Origin of the sequence: Roseisolibacter agri (assembly GCF_030159095.1) — a bacterium.
Classification (GTDB): Bacteria; Gemmatimonadota; Gemmatimonadetes; order Gemmatimonadales; family Gemmatimonadaceae; genus Roseisolibacter; species Roseisolibacter agri.
This window is the reverse complement of the sequence record NZ_BRXS01000002.1, coordinates 281,232-303,436: the sequence shown is the minus strand read 5'-3', so window position 1 is coordinate 303,436 and position 22,205 is coordinate 281,232. Positions and strand designations below refer to the sequence as shown.

The 22,205-nt window shown below is 74.9% G+C and carries 22 protein-coding genes and 1 riboswitch; of the genes, 11 read left to right on the top strand and 11 right to left on the bottom strand.

The annotated features are described in order from the left end of the window. Positions 1-54 precede the first annotated feature (54 nt). A complete protein-coding gene (locus rosag_RS06265; protein WP_284349200.1) occupies positions 55-1,233 on the bottom strand; it encodes a homoserine O-acetyltransferase family protein in 1,179 nt (392 codons plus the stop codon). Positions 1,234-1,348: 115 nt separating this feature from the next. Then, a riboswitch (SAM riboswitch) is annotated at positions 1,349-1,424 on the bottom strand. A 305-nt stretch (positions 1,425-1,729) separates the two neighbouring features. On the opposite strand from rosag_RS06265, the gene rosag_RS06260 reads away from it, so the two are divergent. The 3 genes from rosag_RS06260 to rosag_RS06250 all read left to right on the top strand — a co-directional run bounded on the left by rosag_RS06260 (position 1,730) and on the right by rosag_RS06250 (position 4,468). Continuing rightward, positions 1,730-2,974 (top strand): acyl-CoA dehydrogenase family protein, encoded by a 1,245-nt coding sequence (locus tag rosag_RS06260; RefSeq protein ID WP_284349199.1) that lies wholly within the window; start codon positions 1,730-1,732, stop codon positions 2,972-2,974. 67 nt (positions 2,975-3,041) lie between these two features. Then, a complete protein-coding gene (locus tag rosag_RS06255) occupies positions 3,042-3,632 on the top strand; it encodes a DinB family protein (protein ID WP_284349198.1) in 591 nt (196 codons plus the stop codon). Positions 3,633-3,820: 188 nt separating this feature from the next. After that, positions 3,821-4,468: a PEP-CTERM sorting domain-containing protein gene (locus rosag_RS06250; protein WP_284349197.1), complete on the top strand. Its 648-nt coding sequence runs from the start codon at positions 3,821-3,823 to the stop codon at positions 4,466-4,468. Positions 4,469-4,529: 61 nt separating this feature from the next. Here the strand turns inward: rosag_RS06250 and rosag_RS06245 are convergent, their stop codons facing one another. Continuing rightward, positions 4,530-5,543, bottom strand: coding sequence for a c-type cytochrome (locus tag rosag_RS06245; protein ID WP_284349196.1), 1,014 nt, complete (start codon positions 5,541-5,543; stop codon positions 4,530-4,532). Between the two features lie 87 nt (positions 5,544-5,630). Between rosag_RS06245 and trxA the strand changes: the two genes are divergently transcribed. Continuing rightward, positions 5,631-6,095 (top strand): thioredoxin, encoded by a 465-nt coding sequence (gene trxA / locus rosag_RS06240; RefSeq protein ID WP_284349195.1) that lies wholly within the window; start codon positions 5,631-5,633, stop codon positions 6,093-6,095. 189 nt (positions 6,096-6,284) lie between these two features. Here trxA and rosag_RS06235 read toward each other — a convergent pair whose 3' ends face one another. The 3 genes from rosag_RS06235 to rosag_RS06225 are packed head-to-tail and all read right to left on the bottom strand — an operon-like array spanning position 6,285 to position 9,967. Beyond that, positions 6,285-6,722 carry a hypothetical protein gene (locus rosag_RS06235; protein WP_284349194.1) on the bottom strand — a complete coding sequence of 146 codons (438 nt, stop codon included), beginning with the start codon at positions 6,720-6,722 and terminating at the stop codon, positions 6,285-6,287. 52 nt (positions 6,723-6,774) lie between these two features. Then, positions 6,775-7,743, bottom strand: coding sequence for a S1/P1 nuclease (locus rosag_RS06230; protein ID WP_284349193.1), 969 nt, complete (start codon positions 7,741-7,743; stop codon positions 6,775-6,777). Positions 7,744-7,753: 10 nt separating this feature from the next. Next, positions 7,754-9,967, bottom strand: a complete 2,214-nt coding sequence (locus tag rosag_RS06225; RefSeq protein WP_284349192.1) for an ATP-binding protein — start codon at positions 9,965-9,967, stop codon at positions 7,754-7,756. 282 nt (positions 9,968-10,249) lie between these two features. Here rosag_RS06225 and rosag_RS06220 point away from each other — a divergent pair, with 282 nt between their 5' ends. Together rosag_RS06220 and rosag_RS06215 are read left to right on the top strand one after the other, a co-directional pair. After that, entirely contained in the window at positions 10,250-10,690 is a 441-nt protein-coding gene (locus rosag_RS06220) for an MscL family protein (RefSeq protein WP_284349191.1), read from the top strand. 153 nt (positions 10,691-10,843) lie between these two features. Further along, on the top strand, positions 10,844-11,068 hold the full coding sequence (locus rosag_RS06215) for a hypothetical protein (RefSeq protein WP_284349190.1): 225 nt from the start codon (positions 10,844-10,846) through the stop codon (positions 11,066-11,068). Positions 11,069-11,078: 10 nt separating this feature from the next. Here rosag_RS06215 and rosag_RS06210 read toward each other — a convergent pair whose 3' ends face one another. The 6 genes from rosag_RS06210 to rosag_RS06185 form a co-directional block, all read right to left on the bottom strand. Beyond that, positions 11,079-11,699 (bottom strand): hypothetical protein, encoded by a 621-nt coding sequence (locus rosag_RS06210; RefSeq protein ID WP_284349189.1) that lies wholly within the window; start codon positions 11,697-11,699, stop codon positions 11,079-11,081. An 81-nt stretch (positions 11,700-11,780) separates the two neighbouring features. After that, positions 11,781-12,215, bottom strand: a complete 435-nt coding sequence (locus rosag_RS06205) for a low affinity iron permease family protein (RefSeq protein WP_284349188.1) — start codon at positions 12,213-12,215, stop codon at positions 11,781-11,783. A 178-nt stretch (positions 12,216-12,393) separates the two neighbouring features. Next, positions 12,394-12,951 carry a YbhB/YbcL family Raf kinase inhibitor-like protein gene (locus tag rosag_RS06200; protein ID WP_284349187.1) on the bottom strand — a complete coding sequence of 186 codons (558 nt, stop codon included), beginning with the start codon at positions 12,949-12,951 and terminating at the stop codon, positions 12,394-12,396. A 26-nt stretch (positions 12,952-12,977) separates the two neighbouring features. Continuing rightward, positions 12,978-15,344: a M14 family metallopeptidase gene (locus rosag_RS06195; protein WP_284349186.1), complete on the bottom strand. Its 2,367-nt coding sequence runs from the start codon at positions 15,342-15,344 to the stop codon at positions 12,978-12,980. A 289-nt stretch (positions 15,345-15,633) separates the two neighbouring features. Further along, positions 15,634-16,347, bottom strand: coding sequence for a hypothetical protein (locus rosag_RS06190; RefSeq protein ID WP_284349185.1), 714 nt, complete (start codon positions 16,345-16,347; stop codon positions 15,634-15,636). Between the two features lie 165 nt (positions 16,348-16,512). Next, positions 16,513-17,331 (bottom strand): AAA family ATPase, encoded by an 819-nt coding sequence (locus rosag_RS06185; protein WP_284349184.1) that lies wholly within the window; start codon positions 17,329-17,331, stop codon positions 16,513-16,515. Positions 17,332-17,535: 204 nt separating this feature from the next. Here rosag_RS06185 and rosag_RS06180 point away from each other — a divergent pair, with 204 nt between their 5' ends. The 5 genes from rosag_RS06180 to rosag_RS06160 all read left to right on the top strand — a co-directional run bounded on the left by rosag_RS06180 (position 17,536) and on the right by rosag_RS06160 (position 22,038). After that, entirely contained in the window at positions 17,536-18,666 is a 1,131-nt protein-coding gene (locus tag rosag_RS06180) for a sensor histidine kinase (protein WP_284349183.1), read from the top strand. Positions 18,667-18,668: 2 nt separating this feature from the next. Next, the gene (locus rosag_RS06175; protein WP_284349696.1) at positions 18,669-19,115 is read left to right on the top strand and encodes a response regulator; all 447 of its coding nucleotides are present in this window, start codon (positions 18,669-18,671) and stop codon (positions 19,113-19,115) included. A gap of 5 nt (positions 19,116-19,120) precedes the next feature. Further along, positions 19,121-20,263, top strand: a complete 1,143-nt coding sequence (locus rosag_RS06170) for an ATP-binding response regulator (protein ID WP_284349182.1) — start codon at positions 19,121-19,123, stop codon at positions 20,261-20,263. A 133-nt stretch (positions 20,264-20,396) separates the two neighbouring features. After that, positions 20,397-20,843: an energy transducer TonB gene (locus rosag_RS06165; protein ID WP_284349181.1), complete on the top strand. Its 447-nt coding sequence runs from the start codon at positions 20,397-20,399 to the stop codon at positions 20,841-20,843. Positions 20,844-20,874: 31 nt separating this feature from the next. Beyond that, entirely contained in the window at positions 20,875-22,038 is a 1,164-nt protein-coding gene (locus rosag_RS06160) for a serine hydrolase domain-containing protein (protein ID WP_284349180.1), read from the top strand. The last annotated feature ends 167 nt before the right edge of the window (positions 22,039-22,205 follow it).

Genomic DNA, 22,205 nt, shown 5'->3' with positions numbered 1-22,205 from the left:
GTCCTGAGCGGTGGCGGGGCGACGGGGCGGGCCGCCGGCGCGCGCGACACGCTCCTAGACGACGGCGCGCAGCGACGGGCGGCGACGGGCGATCGGGATGGAGGATACGGCCGCGGGCGCCGGCGGGCATGGGTGGAACGACACAACCCGCGCCGGCTGGTCCAGCGCGTCGCGCAGCACCGCGCCCACCTGCGCGGGCTCCAGGAGGAAGGCGTCGTGGCCGTGCGGGGAGCGGATGGTGCGCAGGGCGGCGCCGGCCGCGCGCCCCCACGCCTCGACCACGGCGTCGGAGTAGAGCAGGTCCCCCGGCACGCCGACGGCGAACAGGCGGTCGGTGGCGGCCCCCAGCCGCGCGAGGACGGCGTCGCGGTCGCCACGGCCGCGGGCCACGTCGTGCGCGTCCATCGCGTCCAGCAGCGTGCGGTAGGTCGCCGCGTCGAAGCGGGCGGCGAGCGCCGCGCCGTGGTGCTCCAGCCAGCGCTGCACCGCGAAGGGCGACCCGTCGCCATCCTCCGCCGGGGCGCGGCCGAAGCGGTCGCCGAGGGAGGCCTCGGTGCGGAAGCTGAGCATGGCGATCGCGCGGGCGAGGGCGATCCCCGCGTCCGGATCGCCGGCCGTGGCGCCCAGCCGGAGCGCCTCGCGCTGGGTGTGGTTCCAGGCGATGGCCTGGGCCGTGTGGGCGTCGGGGGCGGCCAGCACGACCGCGGCGCGCGCGCGGCCGGGGTGCAGCAGCAGCCATTCCTGCGCGACCATCCCGCCCAGCGACCCGCCGACGACGGCGGCCAGCTCGCGGACGTGCAGCGCGTCGAGCAGGCGGCCCGCGAGGCGCGCCATGTCGCGCGTCGTCACGGGCGGGAAGCCGTCGCCGTCCCAGGTGCCCGGCACGACGCGCCAGTCCGTGGCGGGGCCCGTCGTGCCGTAGCAGGAGCCGAGGAGGTTCGGGGCGAGGACGGCGAACCGCGTCGTGTCGATGGCGCGGCCCGGCCCGATCACCTCCCGCCACCACCCGTGCTCCGGGTGCGCCGCCTCGGCCGACCCCGTGAGGGCGTGGAGGACGAGGATGACGTTGTCGCGCGCGGCGTTGACGGTGCCGTCGAGCACGAAGGCCTGCCGCACGTCCTCGAGGACGGCGCCGCACTCGAGCGCGAAGGTCTCGTGGAGGTGCGTGGCGCGCACGCGCGGCGGGAGCGCGGCGGGATCGCGCGGGAGGGTGCGGCGGGCGGGGGTCGTCATGGCGTCTGTCGGTGCGGCGGGCGCACGGCCCGCGAGACGCCGCCGGGCGAGACGCACGGGACCCGGGAGAGTCCCGTGGCTGGTCCCGCAACGACAGAGCCCGGCGATCACAGAGTGGCCGCCGGGCGCTCGCGTTTTAGCTCCTTGTTTAACGTGGCGGCAATAGGCGGCAAATCACCACGGTTTCGATTGTGGTCGGAGCATATCCGCTTCCGGCGGCCCGCGTCAAGCGGCGGCGCGCCGGACCTCTTTTCTCTTTGGAGGAATGCGGATGCTTCGGATCACGACGGATCATTCGGATCGCTCCGCACTGGCGCATCGGACGTCGCCGCCACGCGGAGCGATCCAAATGATCCGTTCCGATCCGGAGCATCCGCATCCCCCCAACAGCGGGAGGGGTCCGGTGCGCGGACGCTCAGCTTGTCTCGCCGCACGGCGCGCCCGAACGTGGGGGCTTCGCGCGTGACATGCCGACATCCCGCACGGAGGATCCGCCATGACGACCTCCCAGCAGCCGACGGCGGCGGGCGCGCCGTCCGCCTACACCGCCGCCCTCGACGCGCCCCCCGCGGTCGACGAGTCGCTGCTCGCGCGCGCGCGCTCCATCGAGGAGATCGTGCGCGCGCACGCCGACGACGCGGAGCGCGACCGGCGCCTCGCGCGCCCCGTGCTCGACGCGCTGCGCGACGCGGGGCTCTTCCGCCTGTTCACGCCGCGCGCGCTCGGCGGGCTCGAGGCGGACCCCGTGAGCGTCGCGCACGCCGCGGAGATCCTCGCCGGCTACGACAGCGCGGCCGCGTGGGCGCTGCAGGCCGGCAACACCGGCGCGTGGTGGACGTCGCGCTTCTCCGACGCCGGCGTGACCGAGCTGTTCGCGGACGGGCCCGACCTCGTGCTGGCGGCGTCGTTCAGCCCGCCGCACCGCGCCGTCGCGGTGCCCGGCGGCTACCGGCTCACGGGGCGCGGCCCGCTCGCGAGCGGCATCCACGACGCGCCGTGGGTGATGATGACCGGCGTCGTGTTCGACGGCGAGCAGCCGCGCATGACCGCCGACGGGCCGCAGGTCGTCGCGCTCGTGATGCGCACGCGCGAGGTCCAGATCCCCGACACCTGGCACTCGCTCGGCATGCGCGGGACGGACAGCGCCCACGTGTCGGCCGAGGACGTCTTCGTGCCCACGGCGCGCAGCTACGTGCTGTCGCCGGAGGTCGCCCTCCGCGCGCCGTTCGACGGGCCGCTGTACCGCCTGCCGGCGCCGACGTCGGTGAGCGTGTTCATCGTGCCCGTCGCGCTCGCGATCGCGCGCGGCGCCCTCGACGCGCTGGCCGAGCTCGCGCACCGCAAGACGCCGCTCGGCGCGTCGCGGACGCTGCGGCATCGCGCCACCGTGCAGGCCGCGCTGGCCGACGGCGAGGCGCAGTGGCGCGCGGCGCGGCTACTCTTCCACGACGCGCTGGCGACCGCGTGGCGGCGCGCGCTCGCCGGCGAGCCCGCCACGCTCCGCCACAGGGCCGACCTGATGCTCGCCGGCACGCACGCCGTGCAGACCGCGGCGCGGGTGACGGACCTCATGCACCGCATGGGCGGCACGGCCGGGATCTACGCGGGGAGCCGGCTGGAGCGCTGCCTGCGCGACGCGCAGACGGTGCGGCACCACGGCTTCCTCGGCGAGGCGCGCCTGGAGACCGTGGGGCAGGTCTACCTGGACGTGGCGCCGGAGTTCGTGATGGTCGCGTTCTGACGCGCGCCGCACCGGCGGACGCCGGCGGCCCCTGGCGCGCGGCGGTGCGACCGTCGATCGTGCGCCCGTGTCCCCGCCGTCCACCAACCGCGAGCACCTGGCCCGACTGGCCGCGCTGGCCGACGCCAACGCGGCCGAGGCGGTGCGCGTGGTGGCCGACCTCGACGCGGCGCGGCTGCTATGGCGCCCGAGCCCGGAGCGGTGGAGCGTGGCCGACTGCCTGGAGCACCTGATCGCGACGGGCGTCGTCTATCATCCGCGGATCCGCGCCGTGCTGGCGACCGCGACGCGCGACGCTGCGCTGGACGACGCGCGCTGGGCGCCGACCTGGTTCGGGCGGCTGTTCGTGCGGGCGGCGGGGCCGCACGGGCGTGCGGTGCGGGCGCGCGGGCCGTTCGTGCCGCCGCCGGGCCGGCTGGACGCGTGCCCGCGGCTGCTGGCGCAGCAACGCGAGCTGCGCGCGCTGATCGAGGATGCGCACGGCACCGACCTGCGCGCGCTGCGCATCGAGTCGCCGCTGTCGCGGGTGCTGACGCTGCGGCTGGGCGAGGCCTTCGAGATGCTGCTCGCGCACCAGCAGCGGCACCTCGCGCAGGCGTGGCGGGTGCGCCAGTCGGTCGGCTTCCCCGCCTCGCGCGCGCTGGCCGCCGGCGGCTAGGGCGTGTGCGCCAGGTGGCGCCTGCTCGGTGCTCGGTGCTGCGCCCGGCGCTCGGACCTCGGTCGATCCCGCGCCGCTCCCGGGAGAGCGCTCGGCGCCCCCAACGCTCCCCGCGCTTCGCACGCGTAGTTCTTGCGGCGGGCATCGCCTCGGCCTTTGGCAGGCTCACTCCGCATCCGGAGGTACTCGTGCGTGTCCGCCACCTCGCAGCAGCCGCCGCCCTCGCCGTCGCCCTCCTTCCGCGTCCCGTCGTCGGGCAGACTGGGCCCAACCTGCTGGTCAACGGCGGCTTCGACAGCGGCCTCGCCGGGTACACGGTCTTCGCATCGCCGGGCTATATCGTCGCGGCCACGACCGGCTGCCCGCTCGGTGTGACATGTGCCCTGTTCGGCACGCCGGGTACGGGGCCTGGTGTGGCGTCGCTGTCGCAGACGGCCGCAACCCTGCCCGGCGCGAGCTACCTCGCCTCGATCACCACCGGGACGAAGGCGCCGGGGGCGCCGTTCGTCTTCTTCCTCGAGGCCGGCGAGCAGCGCACCACCTTCGACTGTCTCGTGCTCACGCCCTGCGTCGTGACGCGCGCGTTCACGGCGACGGGTCCGAGCACGGTGGTGCGTTTCGGCGTCGAAGACTTCACCCCCGCGGGTGCGGACCGGTTCGGCCAGAGCGGGATCGTCGTGGACAACGCCTCACTCGTGCTCGTGGCCTCGGCCGTCGTGCCCGAGCCCGGCACCTGGGCGCTCCTGGCTACGGGTCTGGCGGCCGTCGCTGGCGTCGCGACCCGTCGCCGGCGCCGCGCGGCCTCTCGCCGCGCCCGGAGCACCGCGGAGCGATGACGGGTCTCCCTCATGCCGTGACGTTTGCGCACACGCACTAGGCGCCCACGCCATCGGACGGTCAGCGCCGCGCGGCGGGTGCGCGCGGTGGCACGGGCACGATGGCGTCGGCGCCCGTGCGCGGGAGGAGCGGCGGCGGGCGGAAGCCCGCGTGCCCCGAGCGCAGCGCGTACGGGACGTCGGCGGGCGCGCCGCCGTTCGACCAGTCGTCGGCCTTGCCGGGCGAGTCGGGGCGCGGGTGCGCGTTGACGTAGGCGGCGACGTCGTACGCCTGCTCGGGGGTCAGCGAGCGCGGCTGGCCGAGCGGCATGTTGTGCCAGATGAAGGCGGCGGCGCGCTCCTGGCGGGCCATCGACGCGCCGACCGCGTACGACCGCGGGCCCCAGAGCGCCGGGACGCGGCCGCCGTTCTCGTAGACGCGCCCCGCGCCGTCGGCGCCGTGGCAGGCCACGCACCGCTCGGCGTACACGGCCGCGCCGCGGGCCGAGTCGCCGGGGAGTGACCGGGCGAGCGCGTCGCCGCCGGGGATCTTCGGCTGGCCGTCGGCGCCCGGAAGGAGATGGCCGGCGCCCACGGGGACGCCGCGCGAGAGGAAGGCGAGGTAGGCGACGATGTCCTCCATCTCGCGGCTCTCGTGCGGCAGGCGGCGCCCGGCGAGCGAGCGGGTGAAGCAGTAGTTCACGCGGTCGGCGAGGCCGATCACGGTGCCGCTGCGTGCGAGGTACTTGGGGTAGCGCGCGAACGCGCCGGCCATGGGCGCGGTGCCGGGCGCGCGTCCGCCGTCGAGGTGGCAGTTGGTGCAGGCGATGCGGCCCGGGGCGTAGTGCGGGAGGCTGTCGGGCGTGTCGCGCACGAGCGCCCATCCGCGCCGGATGCTGGCCCCGAGCGAGTCCGCGGGGATCTCGGCGTCCGTGGGGGGCCGCCAGGCCGCGGGGTCGAAGGCCGCGGTGGCGGTGACCGGGGCAGCAGCCGCGGCGGCCGGCGGCGCGTCGGCCCGCGCGTCGGGGCGCTCGCAGGCGGCGAGCAGAGCGCACGTCGCGGCGAGCGCGAGCGGGCGGGCGGGGGCGGGGCGCATGGGCCCCACGCTAACGCCGGTCGCGCCGCGGCGCACGTCGTGGTACGGTGATCGCTCCACCGTCGCCCGTCTCCACCGGAGCCCGTCATGACCGCCCCGACCGCCGCCTCGAGCGCCACCAAGGCCACCATTCCCTGCGCGCAGTGCCGCACCCTCAACCGCGTGGACCTGTCGCGGATCGCGGACGGCCCGCGCTGCGCGAAGTGCCAGGCGCCGCTGGCGCTCGACCATCCGGTGCCGGTGGGCGACGCGGACTTCGATCGGGTGATGGCGGACAGCCCGGTGCCGGTGCTGGTGGACTTCTACGCCGACTGGTGCGGCCCCTGCCGCGCGATGGCGCCGCAGCTGGACGCGTACGCGAAGCGCAGCGCGGGGAGCGTGCTGGTGGCGAAGGTCGACACGGACCGCGCGCCGAACGTCAGCCAGCGCTTCGGCATCCGCAGCATCCCGACGCTCGCCGTGTTCGTGGGCGGGCGCGAGGCGGGGCGCGAGGTGGGCGCGGTGCCGATCCAGCGGCTGGAGGCGCTCGTCGCGGCGGCGCGGAAGGGCTGACGCTGCGCCGGACCCAAACGGCGAACTGCATTAGACAGGATTAGACGGATTGAACGGACCAGAGCCGGATTACCTCCCGTGTGGTGCGACGTCCCTTGCGCCACGGGGAGCGTAATCCGGCTCTTGTCCGTCGAATCCGTTGTAATCCTGTCCAATGCAGTTCGGGTCCGGCGCGAGCACGCCGCCGACTCAGTTCCCGACGCGCGCGACGACGCTCCGGATGCTGTCCGGCTTGAGGCCCCCGTTGCGGTCGTCGACGAGGTGCCACCAGTACACGACGACCTCGCGGCGGGTCGCGTCGATGCCCGGGATCTCCGACGCGCGGACCGTCTTCCGCTCCGCCACCGCGAGCGTGGGGCAGCCGGTGCGCTGCACGCACGGTCCCCAGAGCGCGGCCGCGACCCACTCGCGGCCATAGACCGCGTAGCCCACGGGCCGCGTCGTGTTGTTGCCGAGGACGACCGCACCGGGGGCGGACTCCACGGCGACGTTGCCGGCCCAGATGCCGCCGCCGCGGTCCACGTCGGCGCCGGCGCTGTCGGTGGGCGTCAGCGCGTCGCCGTCGCCGCAGGCGGCGAGCGCGCCCAGCGCGAGCGCGCCCAGGACGGAGGTGAGGGTGTGTCGCATGCCCGTGCTACCCGCGCGCGGCGCGGCGCGTCACCTGATGCTCACCTGGTGCTCACCTGGAGACCAGCACACGCTCCAGCAGCGCCGCCAGCCGGTAGCCTGCGAGCGTCACCTGCGGGTCCGACACGCGGCGCACCTGCGCCTGGTAGTCCGGCGTGAGCGGCATGCTGTCCACGACGCCCGGATACACGTCGCGCTGCGCGAGGATCAGGCTCTCGACGGCCCAGCGCTCCGGCACCGTGTCGGCGATCCACGCCGCCCAGCGCGCGTCCGGATACGAGCCGGGCAGGCGCGAGGCCCACTCGTCGGCGCGCGCGAGCTTCGCGTCCTCGCCCTGCGGGCGGCCGCCGCGGCGCCCCGGCTGCCGGCCCGGCGAGCGGTCGAGCGCGTTGTCCCACAGCGCGTGCAGGTTCGTGCTCCCGATGCGCACGTCGTTGCCGCCGCGGTCGCCCTCGGGCGAGCGGTCCGTGACGCGCGAGCTCGCGTGCAGCGGCTGGTGGATGTCGCCCACGAGATGGAGCACCCACGCGAGGTCGATCGCGCGCTCGGCATCCGACCGGCGCGCGTCGCGCAGCGCCGCGGTGAGCGCCACGATCCGCTCGGCCGCGTTCTCGGGCTGCGCCTGCAGCTCGGGGACCGCGACCGGACGGCCCGCCGCGTCGGTGCGCCAGTAGTGGTCGTCGTAGTGCCAGTGCGAGCGGCTGTAGCGGCGCACGCGCGCCATGTCGCGGCGGTTCTTCACGACGTCGGGCCACGTCGCCGCGCGCACGAAGAGCGCGCGGTCGCGCGCCTCGGGCCCGCCGCTGTTCGGGCGGAGCTGCGCCAGCCCCGCATCGCTGGGCGCCGCGCGCAGGAGCGCCACCGCGCGGGCGCGCGCCGCGGGCGACAGCCGCCGCCACGCGATCGACGCCACGGTCATGTGGCCGACGTCGTCCCACGCGCGCGCCGGCGCGGCGGGCAGCAGCGCGAGCGCGGCGACGACCGCGAGGAGAGTGCGACGGACGCGGCGCGGGCGGCTCATGTCCGCAATTCTATTGCGCGGCCAGATCCCCGGAAACGGCGGGCGGACGCGGCGCCGGTGGTGCCACGGGCGCGACGGGACCGGTGCGCGCGGGCGCACGCCGCGGCGCGTCGGCGCGCGGGCCGGCGTACGGCGCGGGCGGCCCGCCGTTGGTGGCGACCGGCGCCACGACCGGCGCCACGACCGGCGCCACGACCGGCGCCACGACCGGCTCGACGTCCGGCAGGTCCGCGCGCGTCACCGGCGACGGCGCCACCTCGTCCTCGACGAGGCGCAGGTGCACCTCGAAGCGCGCGCCCGCGCCCGGCGCGCTGTCGACGGCGATGAAGCCGCCGCCCTCGTCGACGATGCTGAACGCCGTCGCGAGGCCGAGCCCCGTGCCGGACGCCGCGGACGCGCCGTGCACGGGCGTCTTGGTGGTGAAGAACGGCTCGAAGATGCGCTCGCGCGTGGCGGTGTCCATGCCGACGCCCGTGTCGCGCACCGTCAGCACCGCCCAGCTGCGCGGCTCCGCCTCCTCGACGCCAGGCGCGCTGGCGCGCCGCCGCTCGGTCGCGATGCTGAGCGTGCCGCCCGTCGGCATCGCGTCGCGCGCGTTGACGGCGAGGTTCATCATCACCTGCTCCAGCTGCCCGACGTCGGCGTCGACCACCAGCGGCGTCTCGCTCAGCCGCGTCTCCAGGCGCACGCGGTCGCCCGCCAGCCGGCGCAGCAGCCGCTCGGCGTCGCGCACCACCTGGTTGAGGTCCACCGCGCGCCGGTCGACGCGCTGCTGCCGGCCGATGGTGAGCAGCTGCCGCGTCAGCGACGTCGCGCGCGTCACCGCGTCGCCCGCCTCGGTGAGCTCGACGCGCAGCGGATGGTCCGCGGGCAGCTCCTCGAGCGTCGCGTCGAGGTTCACGCGCACGATCGTCAACAGGTTGTTGAAGTCGTGCGCGACGCCGCTCGCCACGCGGCCGATGGCCTCCATCTTCTGCGCCTGGTGCAGCTGCCGCTCCAGCGCGGCGCGCGCGCGCTCGGCCTCGGTGCGCGCGGTCTCGTCCTCCGCGGTCACGATGCGCACCTGCCGCCCGCCGAGGATCGCGTCGTGCGAGACGACGACGACGTCCAGCTGGCGGCCGTCCTTCGTCATGTGCCGCACCGCGCGCCGCGTCGTCGTGCCGTCCGCGTGGTCGGCCGCGAGCCGCTCGACCTGCAGCACGTCGTGCTGCGGGCGGATGTCGCGGATGGTCATGCGCAGGAACTCCTCGCGCGACCAGCCGTAGCGCTCCACCGCCGCGTCGTTCACCGCGAGGAACGCCAGCGTCTCCGCGTCGAACATCCACATCGGCAGCGGCGCGCGCTCGAACAGCAGCTGGTCGCGCAGCCCGCTCTCGCGCAGCGCGTCGTTGGCCGCCTCCAGCTCCACCGTCTGGTCCTGCAGCTGCGCCGTCTGCAGCTCCAGCTCCGTGGCCTGCTCGCGCAGCTGCTCGTTGGCCAGCTCCAGCGCGAGCGCCTGGTCCTCCAGCCGCTCGCGGCGGCTGGCCAGCTCGCCCGCCTGCTCGCGCAGCCGCGCGTTGGTGCGCGCGAGATCCTCGGCCTGCGTGCGCGCGCTGGCGAGCAGGCGCGTGAGCGCGAAGTGCACCGCCACCGCGACCACCGCGGCCAGCAGGACGCCGCCCACCAGCAGCATCAGCGTCAGGTCGCGCACGCTGGCGTCGTCGCGCTCGCGCTCGGCGAGCGTGCGCTCGACGTGCGCCTCCAGCGCCTCCAGCTCGGCGCGCAGCGAGTCCATCGCGAGCGAGCCGCGGCGCACCTGTGCGGTGAGCGCGGCGTTGGGGAAGCGGCCGCGCCGCGTGCGCACCGCCTCCAGCAGCGAGTCGGTGAGCGCGATGCGCTGCAGCGTCGCGGCGCGGAAGGCGCGCACGCGCGGCGCGATGCCCGGCTCGGCCCGCACGAGCGTGTCGATCGCGTCGACGTCGCGGATGACGTCCGCCTGCCAGCCCGTCGTGGTCACGAGCAGCGACGAGTCGCCCGTGAGCGCGAAGCCGCGCGCGTCGATCACCGCGTCGGCCACGCGCGCGTGCACGCGCTCGACGACGCGCAGCGCCTGCTCCGTGTGGCGCACCTCGCCCGCGGTGCGCGCGGCACGCCGCAGCGCGAGCCCGCTGGCCCCGCCGATCGCGAGGATCAGCAGCGCCGGCGCGGCGGCGACGAGCAGGGGGCGGAGTCGGGTGGTCGGCACGCGGGCGCGCGCGAGGACGGGATGCCCCGGCGAGGCGGCACGATGGGCAGCAGCGATGGACGCGTCCCACCGGGGCGGTACGCGCGGAACGGTGGATCAGTAGTGGATCGGTCCCCCGCGCGCGAGGGTCGGGGCCGCCCGGCGGGCGCGGAGGGCGGTGATCCTGGTCACATCCTCGCGGGATCGTCATGCCCTGGCGGCGACGGTCGCCACAGCGGAAGATTGGCGGCATGCGCACGCCGGCCGGCGCGCGGCTCCTTCCCTCACACCGCGGAGGCCTCCATGTGGCAGGAGTTCAAGGCGTTCCTGATCAAGCAGAACGCGCTCGCCCTGGCGATCGCGGTGGTGATCGGCGCGGCGCTCAACAACGTCGTGCAGGGCATCGTGGACGGGCTGATCATGCCGATCGTCGCGGTCGCGACGCCCGATCCGGCGACGTATCAGAACATGACGTGGACGCTCGGGCGCCTCGTGCTGAAGCCGGGCCTCCTCATCAACGCGATCATCAACTTCCTGATCGTCGGCTTCGTCGCGTGGCGGCTCACGAAGGCGTTCATCAAGGAGACGCCGGCCGAGCCGCCGAAGACGGTGAAGGCGTGCCCGTTCTGCTTCATGGGCGACCTCGATCCGAAGGCGTCGCGCTGCCCGCACTGCACCAGCCAGCTGGACGGCGCGCCGGCCAACCTGCCGCCGGGCGCGCGTGTGCCGTCGACCGTGGGCTGAGAGCCTCGCGCGCGACGTACGTGAGGCGGGCCGGCCGCTGGCACGGGTGACCTGGATCACCCGCCGCCAACGGCCGGCCCGCCTCGCTCGTTACGTGAGTGTGCCCGTGGCGTCGACAGAACGTCGCGCCGTCCGGGTCATGCTCCCTCCATCATGCGCCAGCCGGCCCCCCGTCCCCGCCTCCGCACGCTCGCGCTCCCGCCATCGCTGCGGCGTCCCGCGCGCGCGCGCCGCAGCTCGCCTCGCGGCTGGTGCCTGCCGTCGCACGCGGTGCTGCGCGCCGCGCTGCGCACGCTGCTGGCGCTGCCGCCCGAGTCGGCGCGCGACGCGGACCGCGCGGTCGCGCTGATCATGCGCCGCGTGCGCGCCGACGCGTGACGTCGCGTCGTCAGGGCGTCATCGTGCCGACGAGCATCACGTGCGCCTTCGGCGTGCCGGGGAACATCAGCCACGGCTCGGTGCGCGACGGCGTCTCGGTGATGCCCGACGTCGCGCCCGTGGCGCCCGGCATGTAGTACACGAACAGCGGCCGCACGCCGGTCGCCTTGCCCGTCGCGGCGTTCCAGCTGCCCGCGGGCCCGGTGAGCGTGTAGAGCGCGCCGCCCGCGCGCGGCATCGTGAGCTTGCCCGCCGCGATCTCGCGGAAGCGCACCGTGTCGACCTCCGTGCCCTTCACGCCCTCGGCGCGCAGGGAGCGGCCGCGCGCCATGAACGGCTCCAGCGCGCGGTGGTAGCACGCGACGTGGAAGTTCTCCTGCGCGGGATCGTCGGCGAGGCAGCGCATCGCGCCGCTGCCCTCGCGCAGCGTCACGAGCTTGCCGGCGGCGTCGTAGCCCAGCACGGTCGCGGTCGCGCGCATCTCGGCCGGCAGCGGCAGCACGGCGGCGGCGATCTGCTCGGCCGCGGGCGGCGCGGCGTGGTGGCCGGCGGGGTGCGCGGCGGGTGTCTGCGCGGCGAGGCCGGTCGCGGACGCCGCGAGCAGCGAGACGAGGGAGATGGCGGGGCGCATGGGAGCGGCGGTGAGGGAGACGGGGCGGCGATCGGGACCGCGCCCCATCATGCCGCGATTCGGCGTCTCACGCCACGGCGCTCACTCCTGGACCTTGTCGACGATGCGGCGGCCGCCCGCGCGGCGGTCGTCGCCGAGGGCGCGCCGCTTGGCCTCTTCCTGGGCGTGCTCGCGGAGCGCGGAGAACTCCGCCTGCAGGCGATCGAGCTCGTCGTCGGTGAGGTTCTCGAGGTCGAGCATCGAGTTGCGCGCGTCGCGCACGGCGCGCAGGAGCTCGTCGAGCTTGAGGTGCACCGCGCGCGTGTCGCGGTTCTGCGTGTTCTGGATCAGGAAGACCATCAGGAAGGTGACGATGGTCGTCCCGGTGTTGATGACGAGCTGCCAGCTGTCGGAGTAGCCGAAGACCGGGCCGGTGAGGGCCCACACGACCACGACGGCGACGGCGATCCCGAAGCCCAGCGGGCTGCCGGTCAGGCCGGAGGTGCGTTGCGAGAAAGTGCGGAAGAGCTCGTGCACGGCCTCCTCCGAGGGGCGCGGTACGGTGGCGTACGGACCTCGCCATCCCATGCGTGGACCGTGCCGTGGCGGCCGGGGCCGGAATCGGGCCGCAGTCGGGGCCCGAAACGCCGCGCCGCCGCGTCCCGGAGGGGGACGCGGCGGCGGGACCGGCGAACTCTGGCGACTCAGCGCCCAGTCAGCGGCCGTAGCGGGCGGTGAGCGTCGCGCTGGCGAGCCGGTTGGCGTTGATGTTGAAGCCGATCATCGCCGCGGTTGCGGTTGCGGGCACGTCGAGCTTCGCCACCTTGAGCGCGTGCACCGTGAAGATGTAGCGGTGCGGCTTGTCGCCCGGCGGCGGACACGGGCCGCCGTAGCCCTTCGCGCCGAAGTCGGTGGTCCCCTGCACCGCGCCCGCCGGCAGCGCGGCCGGCGTGGTGCTGCCGGCACCGGACGGGAGCGCGGTCGTCGTCGCCGGGATGTCGTAGACGACCCAGTGCCACCAGCCGCTCCCCGTCGGCGCGTCGGGGTCGTAGGCGGTGATCGCGAAGCTCTTCGTGCCGGCGGGCGCGTTCTTCCACGCCAGCTGCGGCGAGACGTTCTGCCCCGAGCAGCCGAAGCCGTTGAAGACGTGCCGGTTGCCGATCTTCGTCTCGCGCGACAGGTCGGTGCTGGTGAGCGACAGGCGCTGCGCCTGCGCGGCCGCCGGCGCGGCGACGAGCAGCGACGCGGCGAGGAGGGCGGGTCGGAGTCGCATGAGCGGATGCATGGAGTGGAGTGAGGTCAGCGCGTCTCCACCGCCTTGGTGACGCGCATCCCGCCCGACGGGATCGGGCGCAGCGCGTTCCAGAGCAGCGGATAGGTGGCCATGCTCTGCGCGCGATACTGCGGGCGGAAGCCGAACAGCACGACGTGGCCCTTCCCCATCGCCACGTCCACCATCGCGGCCCTGCCCGCGATCTTCTCCGCGCCCAGCAGCCAGCCGGAGAGCAGCGGATCGCCCTGCGCCGGGTAGCGCGCGACGACGCTGGCGCGCGACGGATCGGTGATCTCGAACGCGGGGCTCGCCTCGAACCACACCATCTGCTGCGGCGCGGTGTAGCCGGCGGCCAGCGGGTGCGCGCGGTCCAGCTCCACCCGGAAGATCGAGCCCGGCGCGTAGAACTGCGTCGGCCGCAGCTCGGCGAGCACGTTCTTCACGGGCAGCTGCAGCGCCTCGATCGCGTACTCGCTGGCGTCGTTGAGCGCGACCAGCGTGCCGCCCGCCTCGACGAACTGCTTCAGCGCCGCGGCCCCTTCCTCGCCGACGCCGCCCTTGAGCGAGTCGGGATACGCGCCGGCGGGACCGCGCGCGATCTGCCGCGCCGCCTGCTCGGGGAGGAGGATCACGTCGAAGCGCGACGCGAGGTTGCCGGCGCGCAGGTCGCGCGCGGTCGCCATCGTGTACGGGATGCGGTGCTGGTCGAGCAGCCAGCGCGTCCACCCCTCGTCCATCGACGCGGAGGCGTTGCGGAAGATGCCGACGCGGCGCGCCTTGCTGTCCGAGAGCCCGCGCGCGACCCAGCGCGTCTGCGCCTGCGGCGCGAGCGGGGTGCTGGCGGCGGTCACCGAGTCCTGCACGAACGCGACGTCGAGCCCGTAGAGCAGCGGCAGCGTGTGCGCGGTGACGTCGTACGGGCGCTTCGGCGGGCCGCCCGGATACTCGCGCAGGTTCGGGTACTGCTGCGGCTCCAGCAGCGCCTTCGCGAACGCGCCGTACGGCTGCGCCGTGTGGATCAGCAGCGAGCCCGCGGGATAGCTCTTCCTGTTCGCGGTGAACGCGGCGGTCGCGCGGCGCAGCTCCACCTGGCCGCGCTGCAGGATGCGCACGACGGCGTTGACGGCGGTGTCGCGCGCGGGCTGCGCGGGGATCACGATCGTCGACGGCCAGCTCGCGCGGCCGGGCGCGCGCTTCCCCGCCACCGCGTTCGCCTGCACGCGCGCGAAGCTCTGCAGCCACTGCGCGCGGTCGTCGGCCGCCTGCGCCAGCAGCGCCCAGCTGGCCGCGGTCTGGTACTTCACGATGTCGCCGATCCCCCACGCGCCCCCGCCCCACGGCGCGAGGAAGTCGACGTTGGCGACCTTGGCGTCGACGTTGTAGCCGCCGCGCAGCGAGTCGAACGGGATGCGCACGGGCGTCGCCAGCTGCGCGCTCGCCGTCTCGGTGAGGATGCGGATCGCGCCGTGGTAGTGCTGGTAGGCGCGCGCCGGCGTCCACGCGTCGTACGACGTGTTGTTGGCGATGCCGGTGAAGCCGTCGGCGAGCATGCGCCACGTCATCGCCTTGCCCATCTGCGCCACGCCGGCCATCAGCACCGGGTCGATGTTCGGCTCGATGGGATCCATGTACGGCGGGATGAAGATGCGCGACCCGCCGCCGCCCTGCTGGTGGATGTCGTTGGCGACCTGCGGGTGCCACTTCCCGTACAGCGAGTCGACGACCATCTGGGTCTCGACCTGCGTGAACGCGTACCAGTCGCGGTTGTTGTCGTGGCCCGTGTAGTGGTGGTACAGCGTCGGCGGCCCGCTCCCCTCCCACGGCGTGCCGAGCGACGACTTGTACCAGTCGGTCACGATGTCCATGCCGTCGGGGTTGAGCGACGGCACCATGATGACGATGGCGTTCTTGCGGATCGCCTGCGCCTCCTCGTCCTCGCCGCCCGCGAGCCGCTCGGCCAGGCGCAGCGGCGACAGGAAGCCGCCGACCTCGGTCGAGTGGATGCTCGACGTCACGAGCACGACGACCTTGCCGTCGGCGATCAGCTGCCGCCGCTCGGCGTCGCCCGAAAGGAGGCGCGGATCGGCGAGCTTGCGCTGGATCTCCTCGTAGCGCGGCAGGTTCGCGAGCGTGGCCGAGTCGGCGAAGAACGCGGCCAGGAACGGGCGGCCGAGCGTCGTCTTGCCGAGGGTGCGCACGGTGACGCGCGGCGAGGCCTTGTCGAGCGCCTGGAAGTAGTCGACGACCTGCTTCCACTGCGGCAGCTTGCGGTCGTCCCCCGGCTCGAAGCCGAGGAACGCGGCGGGCGTGGGGAGTGCGGCCTGCGCCGCGGCGGCGCGGGGATGGGCGAGCGCGGCCGCGGCGAGCAGCGCGGCGGCCAGGGGGCGACGCATGCGGGAACTCCGGAGAGGGGTTGGATGGACTACGCGGATCGACGGCTGCGTGCTGCGTGCTCGGTGCCGTGTGACCGGCTGCCCGGGAGGCGTCGGCGCGGCGGGTCCTTTGTCCTTTGGGGAGGATGCGGATGCTCCGGATCACGACGGATGCTTCGGATCGTCCCGTGTGGCGGCGACGCCCCGCGTGCTACATGGAGCGATCCGAGGAATCCGTTCTCATCCGAAGCATCCGTATCCTCCCCAAGAGCACAGGATTCCGGCGCGCCGACGCATCCTGCGATGCCTTTCAGGCGTCGACGATCCGCACCGCCCGCCACCGGCCGTCCGGCAGCTGCGACAGAAGCACCAGGCGGCGCTCGACGGCCGCGGTCTGGTCGGCGCGCTCGGGGACGATGGTGCGCTCGGCGTACAGGACGGCCCACTGGCCCACGATGGCCGGGCGCGAGAGGGCGAGCAGGCCGCGCGGCGGGATCGCCTCGTCGCGGCCCTTCGCCTTGCCGGCGACGGCGCGGGCGGCGGTGGGCGCGTCGTAGCGGCGCTGCTTCGCGCCCACGGTCCAGATGGGCGTGGCCAGCGTGCCGGCGGTGGCGGCGCGGCGCAGGCCGGCCGCCAGCGTGTCGGCGGTGGCGCGCGGCAGCGCGGGCGCCACGGTCACCAGCGCGCCCGCCAGCGAGTCGGTGGCCGCGCGCGACGCGGGCGCGAGCGTCGCCAGCCGCTCGTCGAGCGCGATCAGCGTCGCCGGCCCGACGGTGCCCGGCGCGCGCGTGTAGAGCGTGTCGATCGCCGCGGCCCACAGCCACGCGGTGTCGGCGGCGGGGCCGGTGCGCGGCGTCGGGCAGCCGGACTGCGGCGCGCCGTCGTAGTAGCACGAGGCCGCGCGGCCGACGGCGTGCGCGCCCGCGCGGACGTCGGTCCACATGCGCACCACGTACACGACCGCGACGACGGCGACGCCGAGGACGACGAACGGCAGGACGCGGCGGAGGGAGTTGTCAGGCATCGGACCCTTCGAGAGCGAAACGGCGAGCAAGGATGAAGATCTGACAGAGTCTGATAACGACGGATGGCTCCGCGTCGGGCGACGTGCCTCGCCGCCACGCGGAGCATCGGCGGTTATCCGATCTTCTCAGATCTTCATCCTTGCCTGCCTTTCAGTGGTTGACGTTCACAGATGCCGCAGGAACCGCTCGGGCGCGGCGAGGAAGTCGCGCGTCAGCCGCACGTGCTCCAGCGCGTCCCACGCCACGGCGGCCGGCGGGCCGTCGTCGAAGCTGTACAGGCGCGCACCGGGATACGCCAGCAGCAGCGGCGAGTGCGTGGCGATCACGAACTGCGAGCCCTGCTCCACCGCCTCGCGCAGCAGCGACAGCAGCGCCAGCTGCCGCTGCGGCGACAGCGCGGCCTCGGGCTCGTCCAGCAGGTAGAGCCCCTTCGGCACGAGCCGCGACTGGAAGAGCGCGAGGAAGCTCTCGCCGTGCGAGCGCGCGTCGGGATCGGCGCCGTAGCGGCGCTCCATGTCGGCGATCGATCCCTGCAGCGGGCCGAGCGCGAGGCCGGTGGCCCACGCCGACCGGTCCTGCGCGGCGTACTCCTCCTTCACCTCGGCGATGCGCGCCTGCAGCTCGGCGCGCGTGCGCGCGATGCGCTTGGCGAAGCCGAAGAAGTCCTCGGCGCGCAGGAAGAAGCCGCGCGTCGTGCGCACGCGCCACGCGAGCTTGAGCCGCTTCGCGAGCGCGCGCGCCGGCGCCAGCGTCGGGTCGAGCGCCGTCTCGTCGCTCCCGACCGTGGGCAGCGCCGCGGCTACGGCCAGCCCCTCCAGCAGCGTCGACTTCCCGGAGCCGTTCTCGCCCACGAAGCAGGTCACCGGCGCGTCGAGCGCGAGGCCGTCGTTCAAGTCGGCCAGGGCGCGGACGGCGGGCACCGTGAACGGATACGCGTCCGCGCTGGCCGGCAGCGTGCAGCGCAGCTGAAGCAGAATGGGCACGGGAAGTGAACGGCGGAGGACGATGGTGCGGAGGACGATAGTGCGGAGGACGGAGGGGCGCGATACGGTGGGGCGGACCTCCCGGCTTGAAGCTTCGCGCTCGAAAGGTCCGCCCCACCGTCTCACGCTCCATCGTTCTCCGCCGTTCCGTTCTCCGCCGTTCCGTTCTCCGCCTTTCCGTCCTCCGCTGTTTAGCTTCCAGCCATGACGGCGCCTTTCGATCCCACCCTTGCGAGGTCCGCCGCCCTGCTCGAGGGCATCGTGCAGCTGGCGAGCGAGGGCATCCTGTCGGTCGACGCCGAGGAGCGCATCCACCTCTTCAACCGCGGCGCCGAGGAGATCTTCGGCTACCGCGCGGACGAGGTGCTGGGCCGGCCGCTGGAGCTGCTGATCCCCGAGCGCTACCGCGGCCGGCACCACGCCGAGCACCTGCCGCACTTCGCCGGCGCGCACGAGACGTCGCGGCGCATGGGCGAGCGGCGCGAGGTGTACGGGCGGCGCAAGAGCGGCGAGGAGTTCCCGGCCGAGGTGTCGATCTCCAAGGTGGACGTGGACGGGCGGCGCATGTACAACGCCGTCGTGCGCGACGTCACCGAGCGCCGCCGCACCGAGGCCGCGCTGCGCGCGCGCGGCGAGGCGCTGGCGCGCAGCAACGCGGAGCTGGAGCAGTTCGCGTACGTCGCCAGCCACGACCTGCAGGAGCCGCTGCGCATGGTGGCCAGCTACACGCAGCTGCTGGCGCGCCGCTACCAGGGGAAGCTCGACGCGCAGGCCGACACGTACATCCGCTTCGCGGTCGACGGCGCGCAGCGCATGCAGGTGCTCATCCACGACCTGCTCGCGCTGTCGCGCGTGGGCACGCAGGAGCGCCCGCATCGCCCGGTGGACACCGCGAAGGTCCTCACGGGCGTGCTGCGCTGGCTCGGGAGCGCGCTCGAGGAGAGCGGCGGCACCGTGGAGGTCGAGGGCGCGCTGCCGACGGTGCTCGGCGACGCGGGGCAGCTGGAGCAGCTCTTCCAGAACCTCGTCGCGAACGCGCTCAAGTTCCGGAAGGCGGGCGTGCCGCCGCGCGTGGTGATCCGCGCGGCGCGCGCCGCGGGCGGCGCGATGTGGGAGTTCACGGTGCGCGACAACGGCATCGGCTTCGAGCCGCAGTTCGCGGAGCAGATCTTCACCGTGTTCCAGCGGCTGCACACGCGCACCGAGTATCCGGGCACGGGCGTCGGACTGGCGATCTGCCGCAAGATCGTGGAGCGGCACGGCGGCACCATCCGCGCGGAGGGGACGCCGGGCGAGGGCGCGGCGTTCCACTTCACCCTGCCGGACGCCCCGTGAGCATGCCCGCCGACGCGCCGCGCGCGCTCGAGCTGCTGCTGGTGGAGGACAACCCCGGCGACGTGGAGCTGGCGCGCGAGGCGCTGCGCGACGTCACGGTGCCGCATCACCTGTCGGTGGTGCACGACGGCGTGGAGGCGCTGGCGTTCCTGCGGCGCACGGGCGCGCACGCCGACGCGCCGCGCCCCGACCTCGTGCTGCTCGACCTCAACGTGCCGAAGCTCGACGGCCGCGGCGTGCTGGCCGAGGCGAAGGGCGACGCCGAGCTGCGCGACATCCCCATCGTCGTGCTCACCAGCTCGCAGGCGGCGTCGGACGTGCGGCGCGCCTACGCGCTGCACGCCAACGCGTACGTCGCCAAGCCGGTGGACCTGGACCAGCATCTCGCGGCCGTGCGCGCGGTGGTCGAGTTCTGGGGCACGGTGGCGCTGCGCGCGCGCGAGGGCTGACGACGATGCCGCTGCGCGGGACCTCACGTGACGGCGCGCCGCTGTCGGTGCTGATCGTCGAGGACAATCCCGGCGACGCCGAGCTGCTGCGCGTGCTGCTGGACGAGGCGGAGGAGCCCACGGCCACCGGCGACGACGACGAGGAGGACGGCGACGCCCCGCCGCCGCTGCAGATCGCGGTGCGCTGGGTGGAGCGGCTGCGCGACGCGCGGGCCGCGCTCGCCGATGCGCCGGCGGACGTCGTGCTGCTCGACCTCTCGCTCCCCGATGCGCGCGGCCTGAGCACGGTCGCGCAGATGCGCGCCGCCGCGCCGACGCTGCCGATCGTCGTGCTCACGGGCCTCGACGACGAGGCGCTGGCCGTGCGCGCGATGCGCGCGGGCGCGCAGGACTACCTCGTGAAGGGCACCGTGACCGCACCGGGGCTGCGCCGCGCGGTGCGCCACGCGGTCGAGCGCCAGCGCCTCGTCGACGCCGCGCAGCGCGCCACCGCCGCGCGCGACGTGGTGCTCGGCGTCGTCGCGCACGACCTGCGCAACCCGCTGTCGACGATCAAGATGTGCGCGGCCGCGCTGGGCGCGGCGCCCGAGCCCGCGCAGGCGGCCGAGCTCTCGGGCGTCGTGCGCAACGCCGCCGACTGGATGGAGCGCATCATCCGCGACCTGCTGGACGTGACCGCGATCGAGGCGGGGCGGCTGACGATCGACCGCGCGCCACTCGACCCGGCGGCGGTGATCGCGCGCGCGCGCGAGCAGTTCGCACCGCTGGCCGCGGAGCGCGGGCTGACGCTCGTCGCCGACGCGGCACCCGACCTCCCGTCTCTGAACGCCGACGGCGAGCGGCTGCTGCAGGCGCTGGGCAACCTGCTGGGGAACGCGCTCAAGTTCACGCCGCGCGGCGGGACGGTGTGGCTGACGGCCACCGAGGCGCCGCGCGGCGTGCGCTTCGCGGTGCGCGACAGCGGCCCGGGCATCGCGCCCGAGCACCTGCCGCACCTGTTCGACCGCTTCTGGCAGGCGCGCGAGACGCGGCGCGCCGGCGCGGGTCTCGGCCTCGCGATCGCGCAGGGGATCGTGCAGGCGCACGGTGGAAGGATCAGCGTGCAGTCGTCGGTCGGGGAAGGCGCGGAGTTCGACTTCACCATCTGACGCGGAGGACGATGAGGCGGAGAACGGAACGGCGGAGGACGATGCAGCGTGAGACGGACGGGCGGCACTGCGCTTGAAGCTGCGAGCTCGTAGCCTCCGCTTCATCGTCTCACGCCCTATCGTTCTCCGCGTCATGGTCCTCCGCCTCATCGTGCTCGCCGTTCTCGTTGGTGGCTGCGCGCACCGCCCACGCGCCGCCTTCGAAGCACCCGTGCCCGCGCTGCGGGCCGCGCTCCGCGATACCGTCGCCACACGCCGCGTCCACGTCGCCGGCGAGGTCGCGCGCACGGCCATCCTGGCCGACCGCGCGCGGGCCGTCGTGTCGCGCGTCGACGGCGAGGTGCGCGCGCACGTGGTGGTCAGCGCCCGCGGGCGCGTGGAGCCCGGGCTGGTCGAGATCCTCCCCGGCTCCGACGCCGAGCTGGCCGAGCGGCTGCTGGCGGTGCTCCCGCAGTGGCGCTTCCGCCCGGCCGAGCGGCGCGGCGGGACGCGGGTCCGGCAGCTGGTGCTGGTGACCGTGCGCTCGCGCGACCGGCACACGAGCGTGGACCTGCAGCCCGCCCCGCGTCCGGAGCCCTGACGGAACCACCCCACCCTCCATCACCCCGGACATGCCGATCCGCCTGCGCCGTCCCCGCCCCGCGCGCCTCCGCGTCGTCGTCGCGCGCCTCCTCCTCGCGGGCGCGCTCGGCACGAGCCTCGGCTGCGCGTCGCGCGCGAGCGTCGTCGCGCCGGCGCCTGCATCGGTCGCGGCGCGCGCGGTCTATCCCGGTGCGTCGTGGGAGCGGATCGCGGCGCCCGAGTCGCTCGGCTGGTCGCGCGCGGGGCTCGACAGCGTGCGCGCGCGGCTGGCGACGATGCCGTCCACCGGGTTCGTCGCCGTCGTCGGCGGGCGCGTGCTGATGGAGTACGGCGACGTGCAGGCCGTCAGCTACCTGGCGTCGGTGCGCAAGAGCGTGCTCTCGATGCTGTTCGGCCGCTACGTCGCCGACGGCACCGTGCGCCTCGACCGCACGCTCGCCGACCTCGGGATCGACGACGTGGGCGGGCTCACGCCGCAGGAGCGCCGCGCGACCGTGCGCGACCTGCTGACGGCGCGCTCCGGCGTGTACCACGCCGCGTCGAACGCCGGCGACGACCTCGCCAGCGCGCCGCCGCGCGGGTCGCAGGCGCCCGGCACGTACTTCCTCTACAGCAACTGGGACTTCAACGCGCTCGGCACCGCGTTCGAGAAGATGACCGGGCGCGACATCTACGACGCGCTCGACACCGACCTCGCGCGACCGATCGGCATGCAGGACTGGGATCGCGCGGCGCAGCGGAAGTCCGGCGACACCACGCGCTCGGTGCACCTCGCCTACCACATCAACCTCTCGACGCGCGACATGGCGCGCCTCGGGTACCTGATGCTGCGCGAGGGCAGCTGGGCGGGACGCCAGCTCGTGCCGCGCGACTGGGTGCGCGAGAGCACGCGCGCCACCACGCCCGTGTCCCGCATGAACCCCGCCTCGCACCGCGCGGGCCCGTTCGGCTACGGCTACCTCTGGTGGGTGTGGGACGGGCCGCACGCCACCGGCGCCTACCGCGGCGCCTACACGGGGCTGGGCGCCGTCGGGCAGCACATCTCGGTGCTCCCGGCGCTCGACCTGGTGGTCGCCCACAAGACGCGCCCCGGCGAGGGCCGGTCGGTCTCGCATGCGCAGTACCGCGAGCTGCTCGACCTGCTGGTCCGCGCGCGCTGCGGCAATGCCGGCGGCGGCAGCGCCGGCTGCTGAGCAGACCGGCGCTGCCGCGGCCGGCGCGGCTGCATGCCGGAATCTTCACGATCACCCACTGGCGGTTCCGTCTCGGCGGGTGGATCGTCTGGTGCAGGCGAGAGCGCCGCTCCCGCGCGGCGCGTGATCCGACGCGCCGCGTCCCGCCACGCGGCCTCCGAGACGTC

Coding starts and splice junctions, on each gene's coding strand:
- rosag_RS06265 (WP_284349200.1), bottom strand. CDS start 1,233: ATGACGACCCCCGCCCGCCGCACCCTCCCGCGCGATCCCGCCGCGCTC.
- rosag_RS06260 (WP_284349199.1), top strand. CDS start 1,730: ATGACGACCTCCCAGCAGCCGACGGCGGCGGGCGCGCCGTCCGCCTAC.
- rosag_RS06245 (WP_284349196.1), bottom strand. CDS start 5,543: ATGCGCCCCGCCCCCGCCCGCCCGCTCGCGCTCGCCGCGACGTGCGCT.
- trxA (WP_284349195.1), top strand. CDS start 5,631: ATGACCGCCCCGACCGCCGCCTCGAGCGCCACCAAGGCCACCATTCCC.
- rosag_RS06235 (WP_284349194.1), bottom strand. CDS start 6,722: ATGCGACACACCCTCACCTCCGTCCTGGGCGCGCTCGCGCTGGGCGCG.
- rosag_RS06230 (WP_284349193.1), bottom strand. CDS start 7,743: ATGAGCCGCCCGCGCCGCGTCCGTCGCACTCTCCTCGCGGTCGTCGCC.
- rosag_RS06220 (WP_284349191.1), top strand. CDS start 10,250: ATGTGGCAGGAGTTCAAGGCGTTCCTGATCAAGCAGAACGCGCTCGCC.
- rosag_RS06215 (WP_284349190.1), top strand. CDS start 10,844: ATGCGCCAGCCGGCCCCCCGTCCCCGCCTCCGCACGCTCGCGCTCCCG.
- rosag_RS06210 (WP_284349189.1), bottom strand. CDS start 11,699: ATGCGCCCCGCCATCTCCCTCGTCTCGCTGCTCGCGGCGTCCGCGACC.
- rosag_RS06200 (WP_284349187.1), bottom strand. CDS start 12,951: ATGCGACTCCGACCCGCCCTCCTCGCCGCGTCGCTGCTCGTCGCCGCG.
- rosag_RS06195 (WP_284349186.1), bottom strand. CDS start 15,344: ATGCGTCGCCCCCTGGCCGCCGCGCTGCTCGCCGCGGCCGCGCTCGCC.
- rosag_RS06190 (WP_284349185.1), bottom strand. CDS start 16,347: ATGCCTGACAACTCCCTCCGCCGCGTCCTGCCGTTCGTCGTCCTCGGC.
- rosag_RS06180 (WP_284349183.1), top strand. CDS start 17,536: ATGACGGCGCCTTTCGATCCCACCCTTGCGAGGTCCGCCGCCCTGCTC.
- rosag_RS06175 (WP_284349696.1), top strand. CDS start 18,669: ATGCCCGCCGACGCGCCGCGCGCGCTCGAGCTGCTGCTGGTGGAGGAC.
- rosag_RS06170 (WP_284349182.1), top strand. CDS start 19,121: ATGCCGCTGCGCGGGACCTCACGTGACGGCGCGCCGCTGTCGGTGCTG.
- rosag_RS06165 (WP_284349181.1), top strand. CDS start 20,397: ATGGTCCTCCGCCTCATCGTGCTCGCCGTTCTCGTTGGTGGCTGCGCG.
- rosag_RS06160 (WP_284349180.1), top strand. CDS start 20,875: ATGCCGATCCGCCTGCGCCGTCCCCGCCCCGCGCGCCTCCGCGTCGTC.